Genomic DNA, 18,005 nt, shown 5'->3' on the forward strand with positions numbered 1-18,005 from the left:
AGGTGGGGGCGGGGCGGGCTTCAGGCGGCCGGCGGCACGGCCCGCGGCCCGGGAGCGGGCTCGACGGCGGCCCGGTCGAAGCCCTGCTGGACGTGCGAGAGCATGCCGATCAGGTCCTCGGCGCGCAGCGGACCCGCGGCCCGGCCCGCCGCGCGCACCGGCATCGCGCCGGCGCTGCGCCACTGGAGGCTGCCGCGCGCGTCGATGAAGCCCCGGGAGCGGCCCGCGTTGTCGGCGTGCAGGCAGTACGGGACGTCCAGATAGCCCCGGCGGAAGGCCTCCACGAGGGCGGGGCCCGTCCCGGAGCCGAGCTCCAGGACCGACTCAACCAGGGCGCGGGCCTCGGCGAGAACACCGAACTCGCCGTGTTCGACGGGCCGGTGGACCGCGCCGCGGGCCCGCGCCGCCTGCGCGGCGGCCTCCTCGAGGGCTCGGACGTTGTCCTCGACCGTCGGGATGCGGTGGGCCTCCGCCGGCGTCTTGACGATCAGCCGCTCCGTGCCGGTCCGCGCGGCCAGTACCGCGCTGGACCGCAGCAGCGCCAGAGCGCCCGCCGTCGTGCGGGGGAAGACGCCCATGTAGGTGTACAGGACGACGTGCCAGTCCGTGTCCGCCAGGTACTCGCCCGCCAGCAGGCGCAGCGCGGCGAGCGCCTCGGCGTCCTGGTCCGGATGGGTCTGCTGGGCGTAGCTCAGCGAGATGCTGCGCAGCCCGTGTTCGCGGAAGAAGATCCCCTCCAGGACCGCCATCGCCACCAGCAGCCCCGGCGGGCACAGCTGACCCAGCAGGCAGCCGCCGAAGCTCTCCATGTGCGCGGCTCCGCCGGAGCGTTCGGCCAGCAGCTCACAGCTCCTGGCCCACGCGTCCACGGCCTCCGCCAGCGGTGTACGGCTGTACGGCAGGCAGTACGAGACGGGCCCGCCCTCGGTGGCGTCCAGACCGGCGTCGAGGAGGGTTTCCACGATGCCGAACGGGTTCGCGGACCCGTGCCGGACCTGGACGGCGAAGGGATGCCCGGCCGGGGCGCCGCCGAGGACGGGGGCGAGCATGTCCCGGGTGGCGGCGGCCCCGTGGGCGACCAGGGGGAAGCCGTTGAGGTCGGCGCCGGTGTCGAGGGCCTTGCGGGCGGAGGCGTGGTCGCCGACCCGGGTGTAGCTGTCGAGCGTGACGGTGCCGACGCTGCGGGCCCGGGCCCCGCGCACGGCGAGGAGGCCACCGCGCATGCCGGGCACGGTGGGGAAGCCCATCCGGGGCTGCACCACCAACTCGCCCTCGTGGGCTGCGGTGTTGACGGCGGAGGCGAAGGCGGACAGCCGCACGGCGGGGGCGTTCACCGGGCACCCGCAACAGCAGCAGCCGGGCGCCGGCCGGGCGCCGCGGCGAGCGCCCGTACGGGAGCGGCCTCGCCGAGGTAGCGCCGGAACTCCTCGGTGCCGGCCGCGTCCTCGAAGACGGCGTCGAAGCCGGCGGCCGTCAACGCGGGGGCGTGGCTGCCCGCTTCGGCGCCGCGCACCCCGAGCTTCCCGCCGATCACGACCTGGAGGTCGCGCAGGTCGGGCTCGCGGCGCAGCCGGGTGATCAGGCGGCGGCCGTCGAGGGCGCCGTGGCCGTTGACCGTGCTGATGACCAGCGCGTCAGGGCGCAGTCGGCGGCATTCGGAGATCACGAGCTCATCGGGGACGCAGGCGCCGGCGTTGAACACCTCGTGGCCCATCTCCTCCAGCAGCAGCTGGAGGAAGACGAGGTTCCAGGTGTGGGAGTCCGAGGAGACGCTGGAGACGAGGATCCGGCGCCGGGCGCGGGAGGGGGTGTGGGCGGGGGAGGGGGCCGGGGCCATGGGAAGGGTCCGGGACATGGGCTTCTCTCGATCTGTCGGGCGGCGGCGGCCGGGGGGTCAGGCGGCGGCCGGGGTGCGCAGGAGTTCGGCCTGGCGCGGGGTGCGGGGTGCGGGGTGCGGGGCGCGGCGGGGCGGGTGCGGACGGCGAGGACCGTGCAGCCGGTCTCGCTGGACATCTGGTGCCGGGTGCCGGGGCCCTCGACGACCAGGTCGCCCTTGCCGTAGGAAATGCCGTCGCTGTGGTCGAGGCGCCCGTCGAGGACGAGCATGAGTTCGTGGCCGAGGTGCTCGTGGAAGTCGCCGTGGGCGCCGGGCGGGAAGCGCAGGAGCAGGCCGACGCTGTCCTCGCCGCCGGCCGGGTCGGGGGCCCAGAGCACGTGGTGCTCGACGCCCGCACGGCCGGGCTCGGACCAGGCGGTCCAGTCGAGGTCCTGCATGTCGAATCCGCTGCGGAACGCGTTGGCGATGTACTCGATTCCGGACATGGCGGTGCCTTTCGGGGAAAAAGGGGTGGTGGAGGTCCACGGGCGTGGCGGTGCCGGGTCCTCCCGGGGGAACGGGGACGGGCGGGGAGCCCCGCGCAGGGCCGTGGGGGACCTGCGCGGGGGTGCCCGTCGCCAGGGGAGGATGCGTGCGGGTGGCTGGATGCCAGGCCCTGCACCTAATCAGTGTGTCGTGTTCGACGCGTTAGTAAGAGCATGCCCAAGGACCCCGCGGCCGGGGATCCACCGAAAGAACGAACCCTGTGGCGCGGATCTCATCCCGCCTGCGGGTCGCGGTGGCGGCGGCTGTGGCGGGCCACGCGGACCCGGTTGCCGCAGGTGGCCGTGCACCATTCGCGGCGGGCGTGGGTCTTGAGGAAGTAGAGGATGCAGCCCGGTGCGGGGCAGGCGTGGACCGGCCGCTCCGGGGCCCCGCCGAAGAGGCGCACCCCTTCGGCCGCCACCTCGCCGAGCGCGGCCAGCTGCGGATCGGGCTCGTTCCAGCGGGTCACCGAGCCGGCCGGGGCTGCGGTGGAGAGCTCGTCCCAGCGGGCCGCGAGCCGGGCCGCCCGGTTGACGGTGCGCACGTCGGCCTCCTGCGGGGTCCGCCCGGCCGTGTGGGCCGCCGCCACCTCGCGCAGCGCGTGGCGCAGCTCCAGGAAACGCTCGAAGTGGGCGCGGGTGGCGGGCTCGGACAGCCGGGGGCGCAGCGGCGCGCTGAAGTCCCCGGCCCGGTTGGCGAGCCACCGGTCCAGGTCGGCGGGGGTGGCCAGGGCGTCGACGAGGACCCCGCGGAGCCCGCCGTTGATGAAGGTGGTGTTGACCAGGTCCAGGGCGAGCGATTCCCCGACCAGCGGCATCCCGTCCACTGCCGAGGTCTCCGCAGGACGTTCCGCGCTCTCGGTCATGTCCCCGCCTCCGGCGTGTTACTAATGGAATTCATTCACTCTCGACATTAGCACTCCCCGGAGAGGAACACCATGCCCACGCCGCCCGCGACGACCGAGCCCCGCACCACCCCGGCCACCCCCGCGCCGCCCGGCCCCCGCCGGGGCCTGGCCCGGCTGTCCGGCCGGGCGCCGGCGCGCCCGCCGGCCGGGACGGTGGCCCTGGCCACCGGCGCCGGCATCGCCGGCCTGCTGCTCCTCGTCGCCCTCGGGGGCCTCCTGCACCACCCGCTGCTGATACCACCCCTGGCCGCCAGCGCCGCCCTGGTCATGGCCGCCCCGGCCCTCCCGCTGGCCCAGCCCCGCAACGTCGTCGGAGGCCAGCTGGTCTCGGCGGGGGTCGGCTTCGTCGCGCTGGCGCTGGGCGGGAGCTCGATGTGGACGGCCGCCGTCGCGGGCGGCGCCGCCGTCGGCGCGATGGCCCTGACCCGCACCCCCCACTCGCCCGCCGCCGCCACCGCCGTCATCGTCGTGCTCACCCGTCCCGCGGCCCCCTCCTTCCTCGCCGCGCTGGCCCTGGCCACCGTCCTGCTCGTGCTGGTCGGCTGCGCCGCCGCCTCCCGCGCCGCCCGGGGGACGGTCCGCTACCCCGCGTACTGGTGGTGACCCGGGAGCCAGGGCCTGTCGTCAAAGTCCCGTCTGCCCCGCGACGCTCCCCCAGCTACCGCTGGGAGGTGCCCCCAGGCACGCGCTCTCGCCGCACCGGGAGCAAGGCCGAGTACGTCCAGTACGAGGCCGTGCCCCCGGCGCACCGAGAGCACGCGCCAGACGCCGCGGGGCCGCCCTCCGGGCGACGACGGGACTTCGACGACAGGCCCTGGCACTCCCGCCGGCGCCCCGGGCGGCACGCCGCAGTTGCTCCGGCCCGGCGAACTCCTCACCTGCCCGGCCCACACCCCGGCCCCGCCGGACCACCGGCCTCCGCGGGGGCCGGTGGGATGTGCGGTCATGAACCTCCACGCGCACAAGGAGACCCGCCGGTCCCGGGCACGCACCCGGGTCCTGCTCGCCTCCCTCGCCGCCGCGGCGGCCCTGACCGGCCCGCTGGTCGCGACGGCCCCGGCCGCGTCCGCCGCCGGCCCCAAGCCCTCCGACCCGGCCCCGGCCGCCCCCGCCAAGCAGCGGACCCCCGTGAAGCAGCAGCCCCCCGCCCAGCAGCGGCCCCCGGCGGGCGACCAGCGCCGCGACCCCGGACCGGACCGGGACGAGGACCCGGGGCGGGAGCACGACAAGGACGAACACCCGCAGAAGAGGAAGCCGTCCCCGGTCGCGCACGGACTGCGCCAGTTCACCTCCGACAACACCTTCACCCCGCCGGCGGGCGTCACCTCCGTCTTCGTCCAGGCCTGGGGCGCGGGCGGCGGGGGCGGTGGCGGGGGCGGCTCCAACGCGGAGGGCGGCCGCGGCGGGGACGGCGGCGGCGGGGGAGCGGGCGGCTTCACCTGGTGCGCCCTCAGGGTCGTCCCGCTGACCGACTACGGGGTCGACGTCGGCGCGGCGGGCAGCGGCGGCGGCGGGGGAGCAGCCGGGGACACGGGCGTCGACGGAACGGCGGGCACCAGCGGCACCGCCAGCACGGTCACGGCGTCCGCGACCAACACCACGCTGCTCACCGCCAACGGCGGCGGAGGAGGCGGCGGCGGGGGCGGAGCCACCCCCACGGCCCCAGGCGCACCCGGCACGCCCGGCACCGGAGGCACCGGCAGCTGCTCCACGGGCGGGGTGAACCTGCCCGGAGGCAACGGCGGCCCCGGCCTCACGGGTGCCACCGCCGTCCCCGACGGCATCGTCGGCCTCCCCCCGCGCACCGCCGCGGGCGGCAACGGCGGCGTCGGCGGCGGCGGCACCGCGGGCCGCGGCCCCGGCGGCCCGGGCCAGGGCGGCGGCGACGGCTACGTCGTCATCTGGTGGTAGCCGCCTGAACCGCCCGCTCCCCGGACCGCGGGGTCCGGGGAGCGGGCGGCGCCCGGCGACGCGCACGCCCCTGCCGGGCAGCCGGGTGACGTACGGCCGGACCCGCGCGCGGACCCGGCCGGGGCGGCCCGCCCGCCCGTACAGTCCGCTGGGAACCTCCGCCTCCGGCGCCGGGGGCGCGCACCGGCAAGGGAGACAGCCGTGACCTCGAACGACCAGGCCCACTTCCCCGCGGATCCGGCCCGCCCGCAGGACGGGCACCTCGCCGCCCGCGCCTCCATGCACGTGTTCGTGCTCTCCGGGTCCTCCCGCACCGGCTCGGTCAACGTCCGCCTCGCGGCCCTCGTCGCCGCCCTGGTCGAGCGCACGGGGGCCACCGCCGAGCCCGCACAGCTCCGGGACTTCCCGATGCCGCTGTACGACGGGGACGTGGAGGCCGAGGGGGGCGTGCCGGCGGGCGCGCTGGCCCTGCGCGAGCGGATCGAGGCCGCGCAGGCCGTGGTCATCTCCTCGCCCGAGTACAACGCCTCCGTCCCGGGCCCGGTCAAGAACGCCATCGACTGGGTCTCCCGCGTCCGGCCGCAGCCCTTCAAGGACAAGCAGGTCCTGCTCGTCTCCGCGTCCCCCTCGATGGTGGGCGGCAACCGCGGCCTGTGGGCGCTGCGCGTCCCGCTGGAGCACCTCGGCGCGCGGGTCTACCCCGACATGTTCAGCCTCGCCGCGGCCCACCAGGAGTTCACCGAGGACGGCGCCCTCGCCGACCGGGGCCTGGGGGAGCGGCTGGCCTCGACCGTCGGCGCCTTCCTGGACCTCGCCGAGGCCGACACCCGCTACCTGTGCCTGCAACGCCGCTGGTACGAGTTCCTCGGCGACCGGACCGACGCACCGGTCACCGCGCGCGCCCAGGACTGAACCGCCGCGGCCGCCCCCGCCCCCATCCGTCACCGCACGCCCCGCCTTCGCCCGAAGGCGGGGCGTGCGGTGCTGTGCGGGGGGCGCGCACGGGGGCGGATGCGACTCTTCCGGAAGATTTCCGAACCCCGGCTTGCACGATCGGGGGCCTTTTCCGATGGGGTGGTCATGGGGGGAGCTTGTCGCTCCACGGCTGCCGGACACGGGGGCAGGCGGCCCGCTACTCACAAGCCACTCGGAAGGTTCCACGCAGAAGTGAACGCTGCCCAGACCGTCACCCTCGTGCTGATAGACCCCACCGCGGTCCAAGACGACCCGAGAGGGCTCCTCTCGGACGATTCGACCGGGGTGCCCGCGCACCCGCGGCTGCCCACCGCCCGCACCGGCGGCGACGAGCGACGACGGGGGAACACGTGAGCGAAGGAGAGTTCGACCCATCGGGGGACCAGACGGTCTCCAGCGAACTGGCGGGAGTGCTCCCGGTGGAGTTCACCGCCTTCCACTCCCAGCAGCACCGCGCGTACCTCCGCTACGCCCACCTGCAACTGGGCAACGCCAAGGACGCCGAGGAAGTCGTCGACGACGTGTTCACCTTCCTGCTGAAGGTGTGGCGCCAGGCGCTGAAGGAAGCGAGCCTCCACGGCTTCGCGTGGGCGGTGCTGCGCGAACACGTGGAACGGCGCCTGGCGGCCCTCGGCCGCCAGGTCGCCATGGTGGAAACGGCATGGTTCTCGGCACTGCGCCGCTCCTCCAGGGAGCGGCTCGAACTGCTGGAGTCGAAGCTCGGCCTGTACGCGGCGATCGCCGAACTGTCCGAGCGGCAGTACGACGTGGTGCTGCTGGCCTTCCTGCTGGGCAACGACTCCGAAACGGTCGCCCGGATGATGGGGATCTCCCCCGCGACCGTCCGGTCGCACATCCGCGGCGCACGCCGAACCCTGTCCCGCAAGCTCGGGGTGGACTGGATCCCCGGAGAGGAGAAGGACCTGTGAGCGACATGCCCGCTGACCGTGACATGCCGCTGAGCGAACTGGACGCGGCCCTGGAGAGCGCGGCGGTGCTCGCCGAGGAGTACGCCGGATACGACGAAGGTGCCGCCCGGCGCCGCGTCGCCCGCCGCATCGCCGCCGACCGCGCCCGCTCGGCGATCGGCACCTCCGGAGCCGACCAGGCCCGGGCCGCCGCGACCGCCTGGGACGACCTGGTGCTCGACGCCGCCTGCCACGTGCGGGCCGCACGCTGCCTGGACGACCTGACCTGGTCCCTGGCCGAGAGCCGGGACTTCGCCGAGCTCGCCCTGCAGACCGGCTCCTGGCCCCACGGCGTGGACTCGGCCCTGCTGTTCGGCTGCCTGCTGCACCTGACCGACCGGCTGGAGGCCGCGCAGTTCTGGTTCCAGTACGCCGCCGGAGCGGGCTCGCGGACCGCCGCCCAGTGCCTCTACCTCCACCACCTGTCCCGCGCCGAGGTCCGCACGGCCCGCCACTGGAAGCAGCAGGCCCGCGTCCTGCCCGTGGAGGAGCACCTGCCGCCGCTGCCCCCCGTCCCGGACAACCTGGAGGACATCCTCAGTGCCTCGGTCATCTGGACCTCGCCGCCGATCAGCACCCAGGACCTCACCACCCTCACCACCGGCCCCGGCCGGGCCGAACGCCCTCCGTACCGGCTGCCCGCGCGGCTGCGGCAGGCCGTCGCGGCACGCCCCCGCAAGGAGCACCCAGACCTGGGCGACATCATCACCCCGAGCCCACCCGTCGCCGTGGCCGTCGCCCGGCACGCCCGCCTCAACCCCGTGCACCTGACGGACGAGGCGAACGCCTGGGCCCTGGACGCCCTCAAACAACCGCAGTTGACGCACGCCGCGCGCAAGACCCCCGAAGGCCCGCCGGCCCCCGCCGCGCTGGCCTCCGTCCACCAGGCCCTGCGCGTGCTGGAAGTCGTCAACCGCTACTCCGGCGGCGTCAGCCTCACCCAGATCGCCCGCGAGACGAAACTGCCCCAACTGGCCCTCGCCCGGGCCACGGACCAGCTCGTCCGGGCCAACCTCGCCACCCCCACCGGACCGGACGCCTACGTCGCCGGCCACGCCCTGCTGCTGGCGGACGCGGCCGGCGGAGAGGGCCGGGGACACCTGCGCGAGACCCTCGCCTGGGTGCGCGACGCCGTCGGAGCGGCCGTCTACGTGGCCCGCTACACCGACGGCGAGGTCTCCATCACCCAGTACGCCGACGGTCCGAGCGCCCCCGCAGTCCACGAGTGGGTCGACTTCCGCGAGGCCGCTCACGCGTCCGCCGTCGGCAAGGCCCTGCTGACCCAGCTCGACTACGACGAGCGCAAGGACCACCTCGCCCGGCACGAGATGTCCCGCTTCACCTCCCACACCGTCACCAGCCAGGAGGCCCTCTTCCACCAGCTCGACACCCGCCGGCCCAACACCCCGCTGCTCGACCTCCAGGAGTACGCGGTGGGCACGGTCTGCGCGGCCGTACCGATCAAGGCCGGCCCGAACGCCGAGTGTGTGGCCCTGTCCATCCCCGTCCCCGACCCGGCCCGGCTCAGGCAGGCCGCCCGGATCCTGCAGAGCGAGGCCGCCGCCGTCTTACTCGCCCTGATCGTCGCGGGCAGCACCCATCCCACCCCGGCACGGCCCGCGTTCGACCCCCGTGCCGCGCTCTGGCAGTGTCCCGAACCCTCCGGGCGCACCGGCCTGGAGGCCACCGTCCTGTCGTCCACCTACTAGCGAGGGCCTTCCGCCCCGCCGGACGGCGGGCGGAAAGCCGAGCGGGCCCGGGCCGGATTCCTCCGGACCGGGCCCCGCTCGTACGGCTCAGGCCTTGCGCCGCCCGAGGCCGGCCGCCACCAGCAGGGCCGCGCCCACCACCAGGGCCGCGTCCACCGCCAGGACCGTGCGCACCCCGTCGAAGAGCGAGGTCCCCGTCGTGGCCAGCACGCCCAGCAGCGGGATCCCGATCGTGAGGCCCACCTGCTGGGTGGTGGTGACCAGACCCGTGGCCAGCCCCTGCTCCCCGTCCGGCACCCCGCTCGTCACGGTCAGCCCGTACGAGATGATCGCGCCCAGGTGGCACATGCTGGCCAGCGACACGGCCACGGTCGCCACCAGCGCGCCCGAGTCCGCACCCACCGCCAGCAGCGCCCCGGTGAACAGCCCCTGCCCGGCCAGCGAACCCACCAGGGTGCGGCGGGCGCCGAACCGCCCGATGAACCGGGCGGCCACCGAACCGGCGAGCGCCGACGCGATGCCCTGGACCCCGAAGACCAGACCGGTCAGGAAGGAGGACAGCCCCAGCGTCTCCTGGAGGTAGAGGGTCAGGACGAAGATGACCGTCGACATCATCGAGAAGGTCACCAGCCCGCCCACGTTGCCCCAGGCCACCGTCCGCCGCCGCAGCATCGGCAGCGACACCAGCGGAGCCGCGGCCTTCGACTCCACCACCACGAACACGGCCAGCAGCACCAGCCCGGCCACCAGGGCGGCCCGCACGTCCAGCCCGCCGAACCCGCGGTCGGCCGCCGTCGACAGGGCGTAGATCAGCGCGAGCAGCCCCGCGGTGACCGCGACGGCGCCCGGCACGTCCAGGCGCGGCCGCTCCGGGGTGCGGGACTCGGCCAGCAGCCCGGGGGCGAGGACCAGGACGACGAGCGCGGCGACCGCGAGCAGCCCCATGGTCGAGCGCCAGCCGAGGAGGTCGGTCATGACACCGCCGAGGACCATGCCGACCGTGAAGCCCAGGGAGAGCAGGGTGCCGGAGATGCCGAGCGCCCGGTCGCGCAGCGGGCCCTCGGGGAACGTCGTGGTCAGCAGCGACATGCCAGCCGGCACGACGGCGGCCGCTCCCAGGCCCTGGAGGGCGCGCCCGGTCAGGAAGGCAGCCGGGTTCCAGGCGAGGGTGGCCAGCAGCGAGGCCGCGCCGAAGACCAGGAGCCCGGCCAGGAACAGCTTCTTGCGGCCGTACAGGTCGCCGATCCGGCTGAAGAGGAGCAGGAACCCGCCGGACGGCAGGCTGAAGGCGGTCACCGCCCACTGGAGGGCGGACGGACTCAGGTCCAGGTCCTTGCCCAGCACCGGCAGGGCCACGTTCAGGACGGAGAAGTCGAGCGCCACCATGAACTGGGCGGCGCAGAGCACGAAGAGAACCAGCCGTGCCCGGCCGGTGAGCCGGCCTTCCTCGGGGGCCGCCGTACGCGGCCCGGTGACCTCGGGGGTCCGGGTGTCTGTCGTCATGACCACCACCCTGGTGTCCCGGGAATGCTCGTGAAGAGTGGGAACTTATCCTGTTGGTGGCACCACCAGGCAGCCGGACAGGGGGAATCCGTGGCCACACCGATCGACCGCAACCGCCGTACGGAACTACGCGAGTTCCTGATGAGCCGGCGCGCCAGGATCTCCCCGGCGCAGGCGGGCCTCCCGGACGGCGGAGCCCGCCGCCGCACCCCGGGGCTGCGCCGCGAGGAGGTCGCCGTCCTCGCCGGGGTCGGGGTCTCCTGGTACCAGTGGCTCGAACAGGGCCGCGACATCACGGTGTCCGGGCAGGTCCTCGACGCGGTGAGCCGCGTCCTGCGACTGACCAGCGCCGAACGCCGGCACCTGTACGTCCTCGCCGGGCTCAACCCGCCCGCCCTCGAAGTCGCCCCCGCGGACCGGGACATGTGTCAGGGCCTGCAGCGGCTCATCGACGCCTGGATGCCCTTCCCCGCGCACATCATGGACACCTACTGGAACACCGTGATGTACAACGACGCGGCCGCGCTGGTCCTCGGCATGCGCCCGGAGATCGTGCAGAACTGCCTGATCGCCTTCTTCACCGACCCCGTCTACATGTCCCGCTCCCCGCAGTGGGAGGAGCTCGCGGTGGAGGTCGTGGCCCAGTTCCGGGCGGCCTGCTCCGAACACCCCGAGGACGAGGGCTTCCAGGCGGTCCTGGAACAGGCGCGGGAACTCAGCCCCCGGTTCGCCGAGCTGTGGGAGCGCCAGGACATCCGGCCCGGCGGCCAGCTCCGCAAGCAGATGGAGCACCCGGTCGTCGGCACCCTGCACGTGGAGTCGACCCAGCTGCGCGTGCCCGCCCGCCCCGACCTGGCGATCGTGCTGCACACCCCGTTGCCGGGCACGGAGACCGCCGAGAAGCTGGAGTGGCTGACCTCGCCGGAGGGGCGCCGCGGACTGATGTACCCGGTCGCGGGCTAGCGGCCCGCGCCGCTTCACGGGGTGCGGGCGCCGAGGGTGGCGACGGCGCCGACCATGCGGTCCCAGAACGCCTCGGGGTCCAGGGTGACGGCGACCCGCGCGTTCGCCGGCCGGCCGAGGTAGCCGTGCGGGTCCACGACGGTGGCCCCGCGGGTGTGCGTACCCCGCAGCTCCACCGCGACGTGCGCGTCCACGCACGTGACGATCGCCGGGTCGATGACCCGGGCCACCGCGACGGGGTCGTGCAGCGGAGGGTGGGGCATGCCCCACAGCCGGTTGTAGGCGGAGGCGAAGAAGGTCAGCAACTCGGCGCAGACCGTGCCCAGTTCCGTCCCCAGCGACGCGAAGCGGGCCACGACGTCCGGGGTGGCCAGGGCCTGGTGGGTGACGTTGAGGCCGCACATGGTCACCGGTACCCCGCTGCGGAAGACGATGTCGGCGGCCTCCGGGTCGGTGTACACGTTGAACTCGGCCGCGGGCGTCCGGTTGCCGCGCTCCGTGGATCCCCCCATCAGCACGATCTCGCGGATCCGGGCGGCACATCCGGGGTAGCGGGTCAGCAGCAGCGCGATGTTGGTCAGCGGTGCCGTGGGGACCAGCGTCACCGGCTCGGGGTGCTCGCTCAGGATCCGGTGGATCAGCTCCACGGCGTGCTCGGGCACCACGTCCACCGAGGGCTCCGGGAACCGCGGCCCGTCCAGCCCGGACGCGCCGTGCACGTCGTCGGCGACGGAGAGGGGCTGGAGCAGCGGCCGCGCGCAGCCGGCGGCGATCGGCACGCCCGTGATGCCGGCGACGGTGCACACCCGGCGGGCGTTGAGGGTGGTCTTCTCCAGGGTCTGGTTCCCGGCGACCGTGGTGATGGCGAGCAGGTCGACCGCGGGATCGGCCGCCGCCAGCATGATCGCCAGGGCGTCGTCGTGTCCGGGGTCGCAGTCGATGATGATCGGTACGGGCACGGGCAGTTCCTCCCGGTGGGGGCGCCGACCCGCCCAGTCTGCCGTCGCGCGGCCGCGACGGCCGCCACTTGTGAGCCAAAACGCCGCATTCGTCGGCTCATACCCGCGCTTCGGCGGCCGATGGCGGGGCGGTTTCCCCCGGACGGGTGGCCGCGGCCCGGTCCCCGGGGTGGTGCCTGCCGCGCCTGCCCGGCCGGGCCCGGGGAGTGTGGAACGGTTCGAGCCGATCACGCATCGCAGCGATCGGAAGGACCCCCACATGTTCAGAACGGTGTTCACCGCCGGCGCGGCCGCCGCGCTCGCCGCCGCCGCTCTCACCCCCTCGGCGGGAGCCGCGAGCGGCGGCAACGCGTCCTTCGCACCGCCGGAGCAGATCACCATCGACGTGGTCCAGGTCAACGGCTCGGGCTGCCGCCCCGGCAGCGCCACCGTGGCCGTCGCCCCGGACAACACGGCCTTCACCGTGACGTACAGCGAATACCTCGCCCAGGTGGGCCCCGAAGCCAAGCCGACCGACTTCCGCAAGAACTGCCAGCTCGGACTCAGCCTCAACGTCCCGCAGGGCTACACCTTCGCCATCGCCCAGGCGGACTACCGCGGCTTCGCCAGCCTCCAGCAGGGCGCCAGCGCCACCCAGAAGGCCAGCTACTACTTCCAGGGCATGTCCCAGACCGCCAGCCGCAGCCACACCCTGCGCGGCCCCCTCCAGAACGGCTGGCAGGTCTCCGACACCGTCCCCGTCGAAGCCCTGGTCTTCCACCCCTGCGGGGCGAAGCGGAACCTGAACATCAACACCGAACTGCTCACCCAGGCCGGCACCTCCGACCCGGCCAGGACCACCAGCTTCCTCACCATGGACTCCACCGACGGCAGCATCAACACCAAGTACCACTTCACCTGGAAGACCTGCCCGCAGCGCCGCTGACACCGGTCGCCCGGCGGGCGCGGAGGCGGTGGGCTGCCTCAACCTGCTCGAGCACGGCGGGGCCGCCCGTCTCGCCGCCCTCGGCGGCCGGGACCTGAGCGGACCGGCCGCCGCCCGGCTGTGAGCCAGGGCCCTGGCGTCGAAGGCCCGGCCGCGGTGATCCGGGCCCGCGTCGACCGCGAACCGGCCCCCGACAAGTCAGCCTCCGCAGCGCCCCCGCCGGCCTGCGGCTCCGCTACGCCGAGCCGGCTGCGTCCTCCTGGGCTGACGGTGTGTACGTCATGTGAAGAAATGTCATTGGGGGCGTTCGGGTGGGAGTCGCAGCCGCCTCGCAACCGAGTGCACAGAGTAATAGCTCATCACAGTCAGTAACTACATTCGGGAGGTTCGATGGACACCACACCGACGTACGCACTGTCATCCCGCACGCCCCGCTGGGCACTCGACCCCTACCGGTTCCCCGGCCTGGAAGGCCTGGAGGAGTCCGAGCCCCTCGGAGACCCCGGCGGCTCGCCCGCCCCGGCGCCCGCCGCGAACCCCCACCGGCCCCCACGCTGACGCGGCGTCCGGGGACGGGGCCACGGACCCGTCCCCGGACCCGCCGCATCGCGAATCACCCGCCGCCGCGCTCCACAGGGGCTTACGATCTCGATCGGACGGTCCCGTCCCGCGACCGCCGCCCGCCCTGCACCCGTGGAGGTCAACCGTGTTCCGCACGGCCGAAGGACACCGCAGTCAGCGCAACAGCACCCGCCGCGGCCCCCGCGGCCGCTCCGGCCTCCGGGCAACGGCCTGCGCCGCCGCCGCGGCGGGCATGTTCCTCGCCGTGGGCTGCTCCTCCTCCGGCGACAGCGGGCCCGGGGAGGCGGCGGGCGGAGTCCCCGTCGTGCAGAAGGGCAAGCTCACCACCTGCACCCATCTGCCCTACCCCCCGTTCCAGTTCGAGCAGAACGGCAAGGTCGTCGGCTTCGACGTGGCCCTCATCGACCTCGTCGCCCAGAACCTCAAGGTCGAACAGAAGATCCTCGACACCCCGTTCGAGAACTTCAAGACCGGCGCCTTCCTGAACTCCGGCCAGTGCGACCTCGCCGCGGCCGGCATGACCATCACCGACGAGCGCAAGAAGAACGTCGACTTCTCCGTCCCCTACTTCGACGCCACCCAGGCCCTGCTGGCGACCAAGAAGAGCGGCATCACCTCCCTCGCCGACGTCAAGGCCAAGTCCGCCAAGCTCGGCGCCCAGGCCGAGACCACCGGCGAGAGCTACGCCAAGAGCCAGGGGTTCAACCCCGTCGCGTTCGAGAGCTCGGACGCGGTCCTCAACGGTCTGCGCACCGGCCAGGTCGACGCGGTCGTCATCGACTACCCGGTCGTGCAGGGCTGGCTCAAGGACAAGGCGAACGCCTCCGCGTTCGTCCTCGGACAGAACATCGAGACCGGGGAGAAGTACGGCTTCTCCGTGAAGAAGGGCAACTCCGCCCTCCTCGCCGCCATCGACATGGCCATCACCGCGGCCAAGGCCGACGGCACCTACAAGAAGATCTACGAGCAGTGGATCGGCCCGCTGCCCCAGGCAGCGTCGTGACCTCTCGGCTGACCCGGCGCCAGCGGCGCCGCGTCTGGCAGGGCGTCCAGTACGCGGTCTTCGTGGCGGTGCTGGTCCTGGTGGGCGTGCTGGCCGACTGGGACCGGCTGCAGAACCAGTTCGCGCAGAAGGACCTGGTGGCGCGGCTCTTCCCGCAGATCATCACCACCGCCCTGCGCAACACGGTGGTGTACACCTTCTCCGGGTTCGCCTTCGGCCTGGTGCTCGGGCTGGTCATCGCCATGATGCGGCTGTCGTCGGTGGCCCCCTACCGCTGGGTCGCGAGCGTCTACATCGAGCTGTTCCGCGGCCTGCCCGCCCTGCTGATCTTCATCTTCGTCGGGGTCGCCGTGCCCCTGGCGTTCCCCGGCACCGCGATCCCCGGAGGGACGTACGGGAAGGTCGCGCTGGGCCTCGGCCTGGTCGCCGCCGCCTACATGGCGGAGACGATCCGCGCCGGCATCCAGGCCGTGCCCAAGGGCCAGATGGAGGCGGCCCGCTCGCTCGGCTTCTCCTACGGCCGCGCCATGGTGTCCGTGATCATCCCGCAGGCCTTCCGGATCGTCATCCCCCCGCTCACCAACGAGCTCGTCCTGCTGTTCAAGGACTCCTCGCTGGTGCTGTTCCTGGGGGTCACCCTGGAGGAACGGGAGCTGACCAAGTTCGGCCGGGACCTCGCCAGCGAGACCGCCAACTCCACCCCGATCCTGGTCGCGGGCCTGTGCTACCTCCTGGTGACCGTACCGCTGAGCTTCGTGGTGCGCCGCCTGGAGGCCCGCGCGGACCGGGCCACGTGAGGAGGAGGACACCATGCCACGGACCACGGGAACGGCGGGGAACACCATGGGCGCGGAGCGCGCGGAGATCGAGATCCGGGGACTGCACAAGTCCTTCGGCGACAACCACGTGCTGCGCGGCATCGACCTCGACGTCGCGCGCGGCGAGGTCGTGTGCGTCATCGGGCCCTCCGGCTCGGGCAAGTCCACCCTGCTGCGCTGCGTCAACCTGCTGGAGGAACCGAGCCGGGGCCAGGTCTTCGTCGGCGGCACGGAACTCACCGACCCCGACGTCGACATCGACGCCGCGCGCCGCCGCATCGGCATGGTCTTCCAGCAGTTCAACCTGTTCCCGCACGTGAGCGTCACCGGCAACCTCACCCTCCCGCAACGCCGGGTCCTGGGCCGGGACAAGGAGAAGGCCGCCGCCGTCGCCCGCGAGAACCTGGAACGCGTGGGCCTCGCGGAGAAGGCGGACGCCTACCCGGCCCAGCTGTCCGGCGGGCAGCAGCAGCGCGTGGCGATCGCCCGCGCCCTGTCGATGGGACCGGAGGTGATGCTCTTCGACGAGCCCACCTCGGCCCTGGACCCCGAACTCGTCGGCGAGGTGCTGTCGGTGATGCGGGTCCTGGCGGGGGAGGGGATGACGATGATGGTCGTCACCCACGAGATGAGCTTCGCCCGCGAGGTCGCCGACCGGGTGGTGTTCATGGACGGCGGTGTCATCGTCGAACAGGGGCCCGCGGAGCAGGTGGTGACCCGGCCGGCCCAGGAACGTACCCGTGACTTCCTCAACCGCGTCCTGGATCCGGCCGCCGCCCCGGCCCCGGGCGGGCACGAGGACGGCGGCCGGGGGACGGCCGGCGGGGAAGGCGGCCCGCGGGCGGGCGGCTGACCCGGCCCCGGCCGCTCAGCTCTCCGTCCGCACCGGCCGCCACAGCAGGTAGGCGCCCGCGGCCGCGACCAGGACGGCCATGCAGGCGATGAACACCAGCCCCGCGCCCTCCAGCCCGACCGGACCCACCAGCAGCCCCACACCGATCACCGGCACCGAGATGCCGAAGTACGCCACCACGAACAGTGTCGAGATCACCGCGGCCCGCCGGTGCTCCGGCGAGGCCCCGGCCACCGCCGACAGCGCCCCGCGGAACGCCAGCCCCTGCCCGCAGCCGCCGACCAGCGCGCTCAGCACCACCAGCACCAGCAGCTCCCACCGCAGGGCCCCCGCCAGCAGTGCCAGCCCGCCCAGCAGGCCCGCGCAGCCCAGCGGCAGCGAACGCCGCACCCCGAACCGCCCGGCGGCCAGCTGCCCGGCGGTGGAGCAGAAGAAGGCCAGCGCGACGACCAGTCCGCCCACGGCGTGGTCGTGCACCCCGAGCGATGCGGAGAGGAACGCCGGGCTCACCGAGGTGAACACCCCGAACAGGGCGAAGCCCACGAACGAGGCGATCGCCGCCGGCCCGAACACCGGCCGCACCTGCGCGGGCAGCCCCGGCCGCTGGGGCCGCACGGCAGCCAGGGGGCCCCGCTCCCGCACGGTCTCCGGCAACCCCAGCACCACGGCGGCCGCCCCGGCCACCAGGGCGAAGTGCACGGCGAACGGCAGGTACAGCGGCCAGGGAGCGTACTGCGCGAGCACCCCGGCGAGCAGCGGACCGCAGCCGAGGCCGCCCATGTTGGCGGCCGTGGCCACGAACGTGGCCCCGCCCCTGCCCCCTTCCGGGGCCAGCTCCAGGACGTACGCCGTGGCGGCGCCGGTGAACAGCCCGGCGGACAGGCCCGACAGCAGCCGGCCCGCGTACAGCCAGGGCAGTCCGGAGGCGGCCAGGAAACAGACGGCGCTCCCCGCCGCACAGCCCAGCCCCGTCAGCAGCACCGGCCGCCGGCCCACCGAGTCCGAGGCGTTGCCGGCCAGCAGCAGGACACCGATGACCGCGAAGGCGTACACCGCGTAGACGACCGTCACCGTGAGCTCGGAGAAGGAGAACTTCTCCTGGTACAGGCCGTAGAGCGGGGTGGGCAGCGTGGTGCCGGTCATGCACACCGCAAACACCGCCCCGCCGAGCACACACTGCCGCCATCCCCGGCGATCACCGTCCATGCCGCCGACGGTAACCCCACCCGCCACCCCGCGCCGGTCAGGCGCGCGACCGCGCCGGGCGGCCCGGACCGCGTGCGGGGCGCTCGCGCAGGTGTTCCCGGGCGGTCCTCCAGCGGTCCTCCGGTGCGGTGCGAGCCGTGGTCCAGCGGGGCTGCGGCCGGCGCTGGCACCGTATCGGCACGGACGCGGGCCGGAGGCATGCGCATTCCACCGCCGCTCCGACCCGGATGCGGCGGTCCTGCGGGGCCCACCCGTCCCCCGCGTGCGCGGAGCCTGCCGGCCGGGAGGCCGAGAAACAAAGGAGTTGCCCTGGTGAAGACCGTTCCGAAGTCGGGGAGTACCCGACGGGCCCCGCTGAACA

At 74.1% G+C, this 18,005-nt stretch carries 17 protein-coding genes and 1 pseudogene; 11 read left to right on the top strand and 7 right to left on the bottom strand.

Features of this window, described 5'->3' with window-relative positions:
- Window positions 1-20: 20 nt before the first annotated feature.
- The 4 genes from B4U46_RS32095 to B4U46_RS32110 form a co-directional block, all read right to left on the bottom strand.
- Window positions 21-1,334 carry a methylaspartate mutase gene (locus tag B4U46_RS32095; protein WP_398907888.1) on the bottom strand — a complete coding sequence of 438 codons (1,314 nt, stop codon included), beginning with the start codon at window positions 1,332-1,334 and terminating at the stop codon, window positions 21-23.
- Window positions 1,331-1,729, bottom strand: a complete 399-nt coding sequence (locus B4U46_RS32100) for a cobalamin B12-binding domain-containing protein (protein ID WP_237293396.1) — start codon at window positions 1,727-1,729, stop codon at window positions 1,331-1,333. The genes B4U46_RS32095 and B4U46_RS32100 overlap by 4 nt, the downstream gene beginning before the upstream one ends.
- Complete coding sequence (locus tag B4U46_RS40715) at window positions 1,663-2,322, bottom strand: cupin domain-containing protein (protein WP_420543169.1); 660 nt, start codon at window positions 2,320-2,322, stop codon at window positions 1,663-1,665. The genes B4U46_RS32100 and B4U46_RS40715 overlap by 67 nt, the downstream gene beginning before the upstream one ends.
- A gap of 272 nt (window positions 2,323-2,594) precedes the next feature.
- Window positions 2,595-3,227 (bottom strand): CGNR zinc finger domain-containing protein, encoded by a 633-nt coding sequence (locus tag B4U46_RS32110; protein WP_079431107.1) that lies wholly within the window; start codon window positions 3,225-3,227, stop codon window positions 2,595-2,597.
- Window positions 3,228-3,299: 72 nt separating this feature from the next.
- On the opposite strand from B4U46_RS32110, the gene B4U46_RS32115 reads away from it, so the two are divergent.
- The 5 genes and pseudogenes from B4U46_RS32115 to B4U46_RS32140 all read left to right on the top strand — a co-directional run.
- Complete coding sequence (locus tag B4U46_RS32115; protein WP_079431108.1) at window positions 3,300-3,872, top strand: HPP family protein; 573 nt, start codon at window positions 3,300-3,302, stop codon at window positions 3,870-3,872.
- 342 nt (window positions 3,873-4,214) lie between these two features.
- Window positions 4,215-5,180, top strand: coding sequence for a hypothetical protein (locus B4U46_RS39940; RefSeq protein WP_100862192.1), 966 nt, complete (start codon window positions 4,215-4,217; stop codon window positions 5,178-5,180).
- A 279-nt stretch (window positions 5,181-5,459) separates the two neighbouring features.
- Window positions 5,460-6,092 carry an NADPH-dependent FMN reductase gene (locus B4U46_RS32130; protein WP_079432132.1) on the top strand — a complete coding sequence of 211 codons (633 nt, stop codon included), beginning with the start codon at window positions 5,460-5,462 and terminating at the stop codon, window positions 6,090-6,092.
- A gap of 413 nt (window positions 6,093-6,505) precedes the next feature.
- On the top strand, window positions 6,506-7,084 hold the full coding sequence (locus B4U46_RS32135) for an RNA polymerase sigma factor (protein WP_079431111.1): 579 nt from the start codon (window positions 6,506-6,508) through the stop codon (window positions 7,082-7,084).
- 857 nt (window positions 7,085-7,941) lie between these two features.
- Window positions 7,942-8,709, top strand: a pseudogene (locus tag B4U46_RS32140) (IclR family transcriptional regulator); the annotation flags it as partial.
- 210 nt (window positions 8,710-8,919) lie between these two features.
- Here B4U46_RS32140 and B4U46_RS32145 read toward each other — a convergent pair.
- On the bottom strand, window positions 8,920-10,335 hold the full coding sequence (locus B4U46_RS32145) for an MFS transporter (RefSeq protein ID WP_079432134.1): 1,416 nt from the start codon (window positions 10,333-10,335) through the stop codon (window positions 8,920-8,922).
- Window positions 10,336-10,476: 141 nt separating this feature from the next.
- Here B4U46_RS32145 and B4U46_RS32150 point away from each other — a divergent pair, with 141 nt between their 5' ends.
- On the top strand, window positions 10,477-11,298 hold the full coding sequence (locus tag B4U46_RS32150) for a helix-turn-helix transcriptional regulator (RefSeq protein WP_237293399.1): 822 nt from the start codon (window positions 10,477-10,479) through the stop codon (window positions 11,296-11,298).
- 14 nt (window positions 11,299-11,312) lie between these two features.
- Here the strand turns inward: B4U46_RS32150 and B4U46_RS32155 are convergent, their stop codons facing one another.
- Complete coding sequence (locus B4U46_RS32155; protein WP_079431113.1) at window positions 11,313-12,257, bottom strand: nucleoside hydrolase; 945 nt, start codon at window positions 12,255-12,257, stop codon at window positions 11,313-11,315.
- Between the two features lie 259 nt (window positions 12,258-12,516).
- On the opposite strand from B4U46_RS32155, the gene B4U46_RS32160 reads away from it, so the two are divergent.
- The 5 genes from B4U46_RS32160 (at window position 12,517) to B4U46_RS32175 (ending at window position 16,438) form a co-directional block, all read left to right on the top strand.
- On the top strand, window positions 12,517-13,182 hold the full coding sequence (locus tag B4U46_RS32160) for a DUF4360 domain-containing protein (RefSeq protein ID WP_079431114.1): 666 nt from the start codon (window positions 12,517-12,519) through the stop codon (window positions 13,180-13,182).
- A gap of 390 nt (window positions 13,183-13,572) precedes the next feature.
- Window positions 13,573-13,740, top strand: coding sequence for a hypothetical protein (locus B4U46_RS37680; protein WP_159036679.1), 168 nt, complete (start codon window positions 13,573-13,575; stop codon window positions 13,738-13,740).
- A gap of 256 nt (window positions 13,741-13,996) precedes the next feature.
- On the top strand, window positions 13,997-14,767 hold the full coding sequence (locus B4U46_RS32165; protein WP_079432135.1) for an ABC transporter substrate-binding protein: 771 nt from the start codon (window positions 13,997-13,999) through the stop codon (window positions 14,765-14,767).
- On the top strand, window positions 14,764-15,564 hold the full coding sequence (locus B4U46_RS32170; protein ID WP_079431115.1) for an amino acid ABC transporter permease: 801 nt from the start codon (window positions 14,764-14,766) through the stop codon (window positions 15,562-15,564). Before B4U46_RS32165 ends, B4U46_RS32170 begins: the two co-directional genes overlap by 4 nt.
- Window positions 15,565-15,577: 13 nt before the next feature.
- Window positions 15,578-16,438 (top strand): amino acid ABC transporter ATP-binding protein, encoded by an 861-nt coding sequence (locus tag B4U46_RS32175; RefSeq protein WP_269467134.1) that lies wholly within the window; start codon window positions 15,578-15,580, stop codon window positions 16,436-16,438.
- Between the two features lie 15 nt (window positions 16,439-16,453).
- On the opposite strand, the gene B4U46_RS32180 is transcribed toward B4U46_RS32175, so the two are convergent.
- The gene (locus tag B4U46_RS32180; RefSeq protein ID WP_079431117.1) at window positions 16,454-17,644 is read right to left on the bottom strand and encodes an MFS transporter; all 1,191 of its coding nucleotides are present in this window, start codon (window positions 17,642-17,644) and stop codon (window positions 16,454-16,456) included.
- Between the last annotated feature and the right edge of the window lie 361 nt (window positions 17,645-18,005).

Source organism: Streptomyces katrae (assembly GCF_002028425.1).
In the GTDB taxonomy this organism is placed as follows: Bacteria; Actinomycetota; Actinomycetes; order Streptomycetales; family Streptomycetaceae; genus Streptomyces; species Streptomyces katrae_A.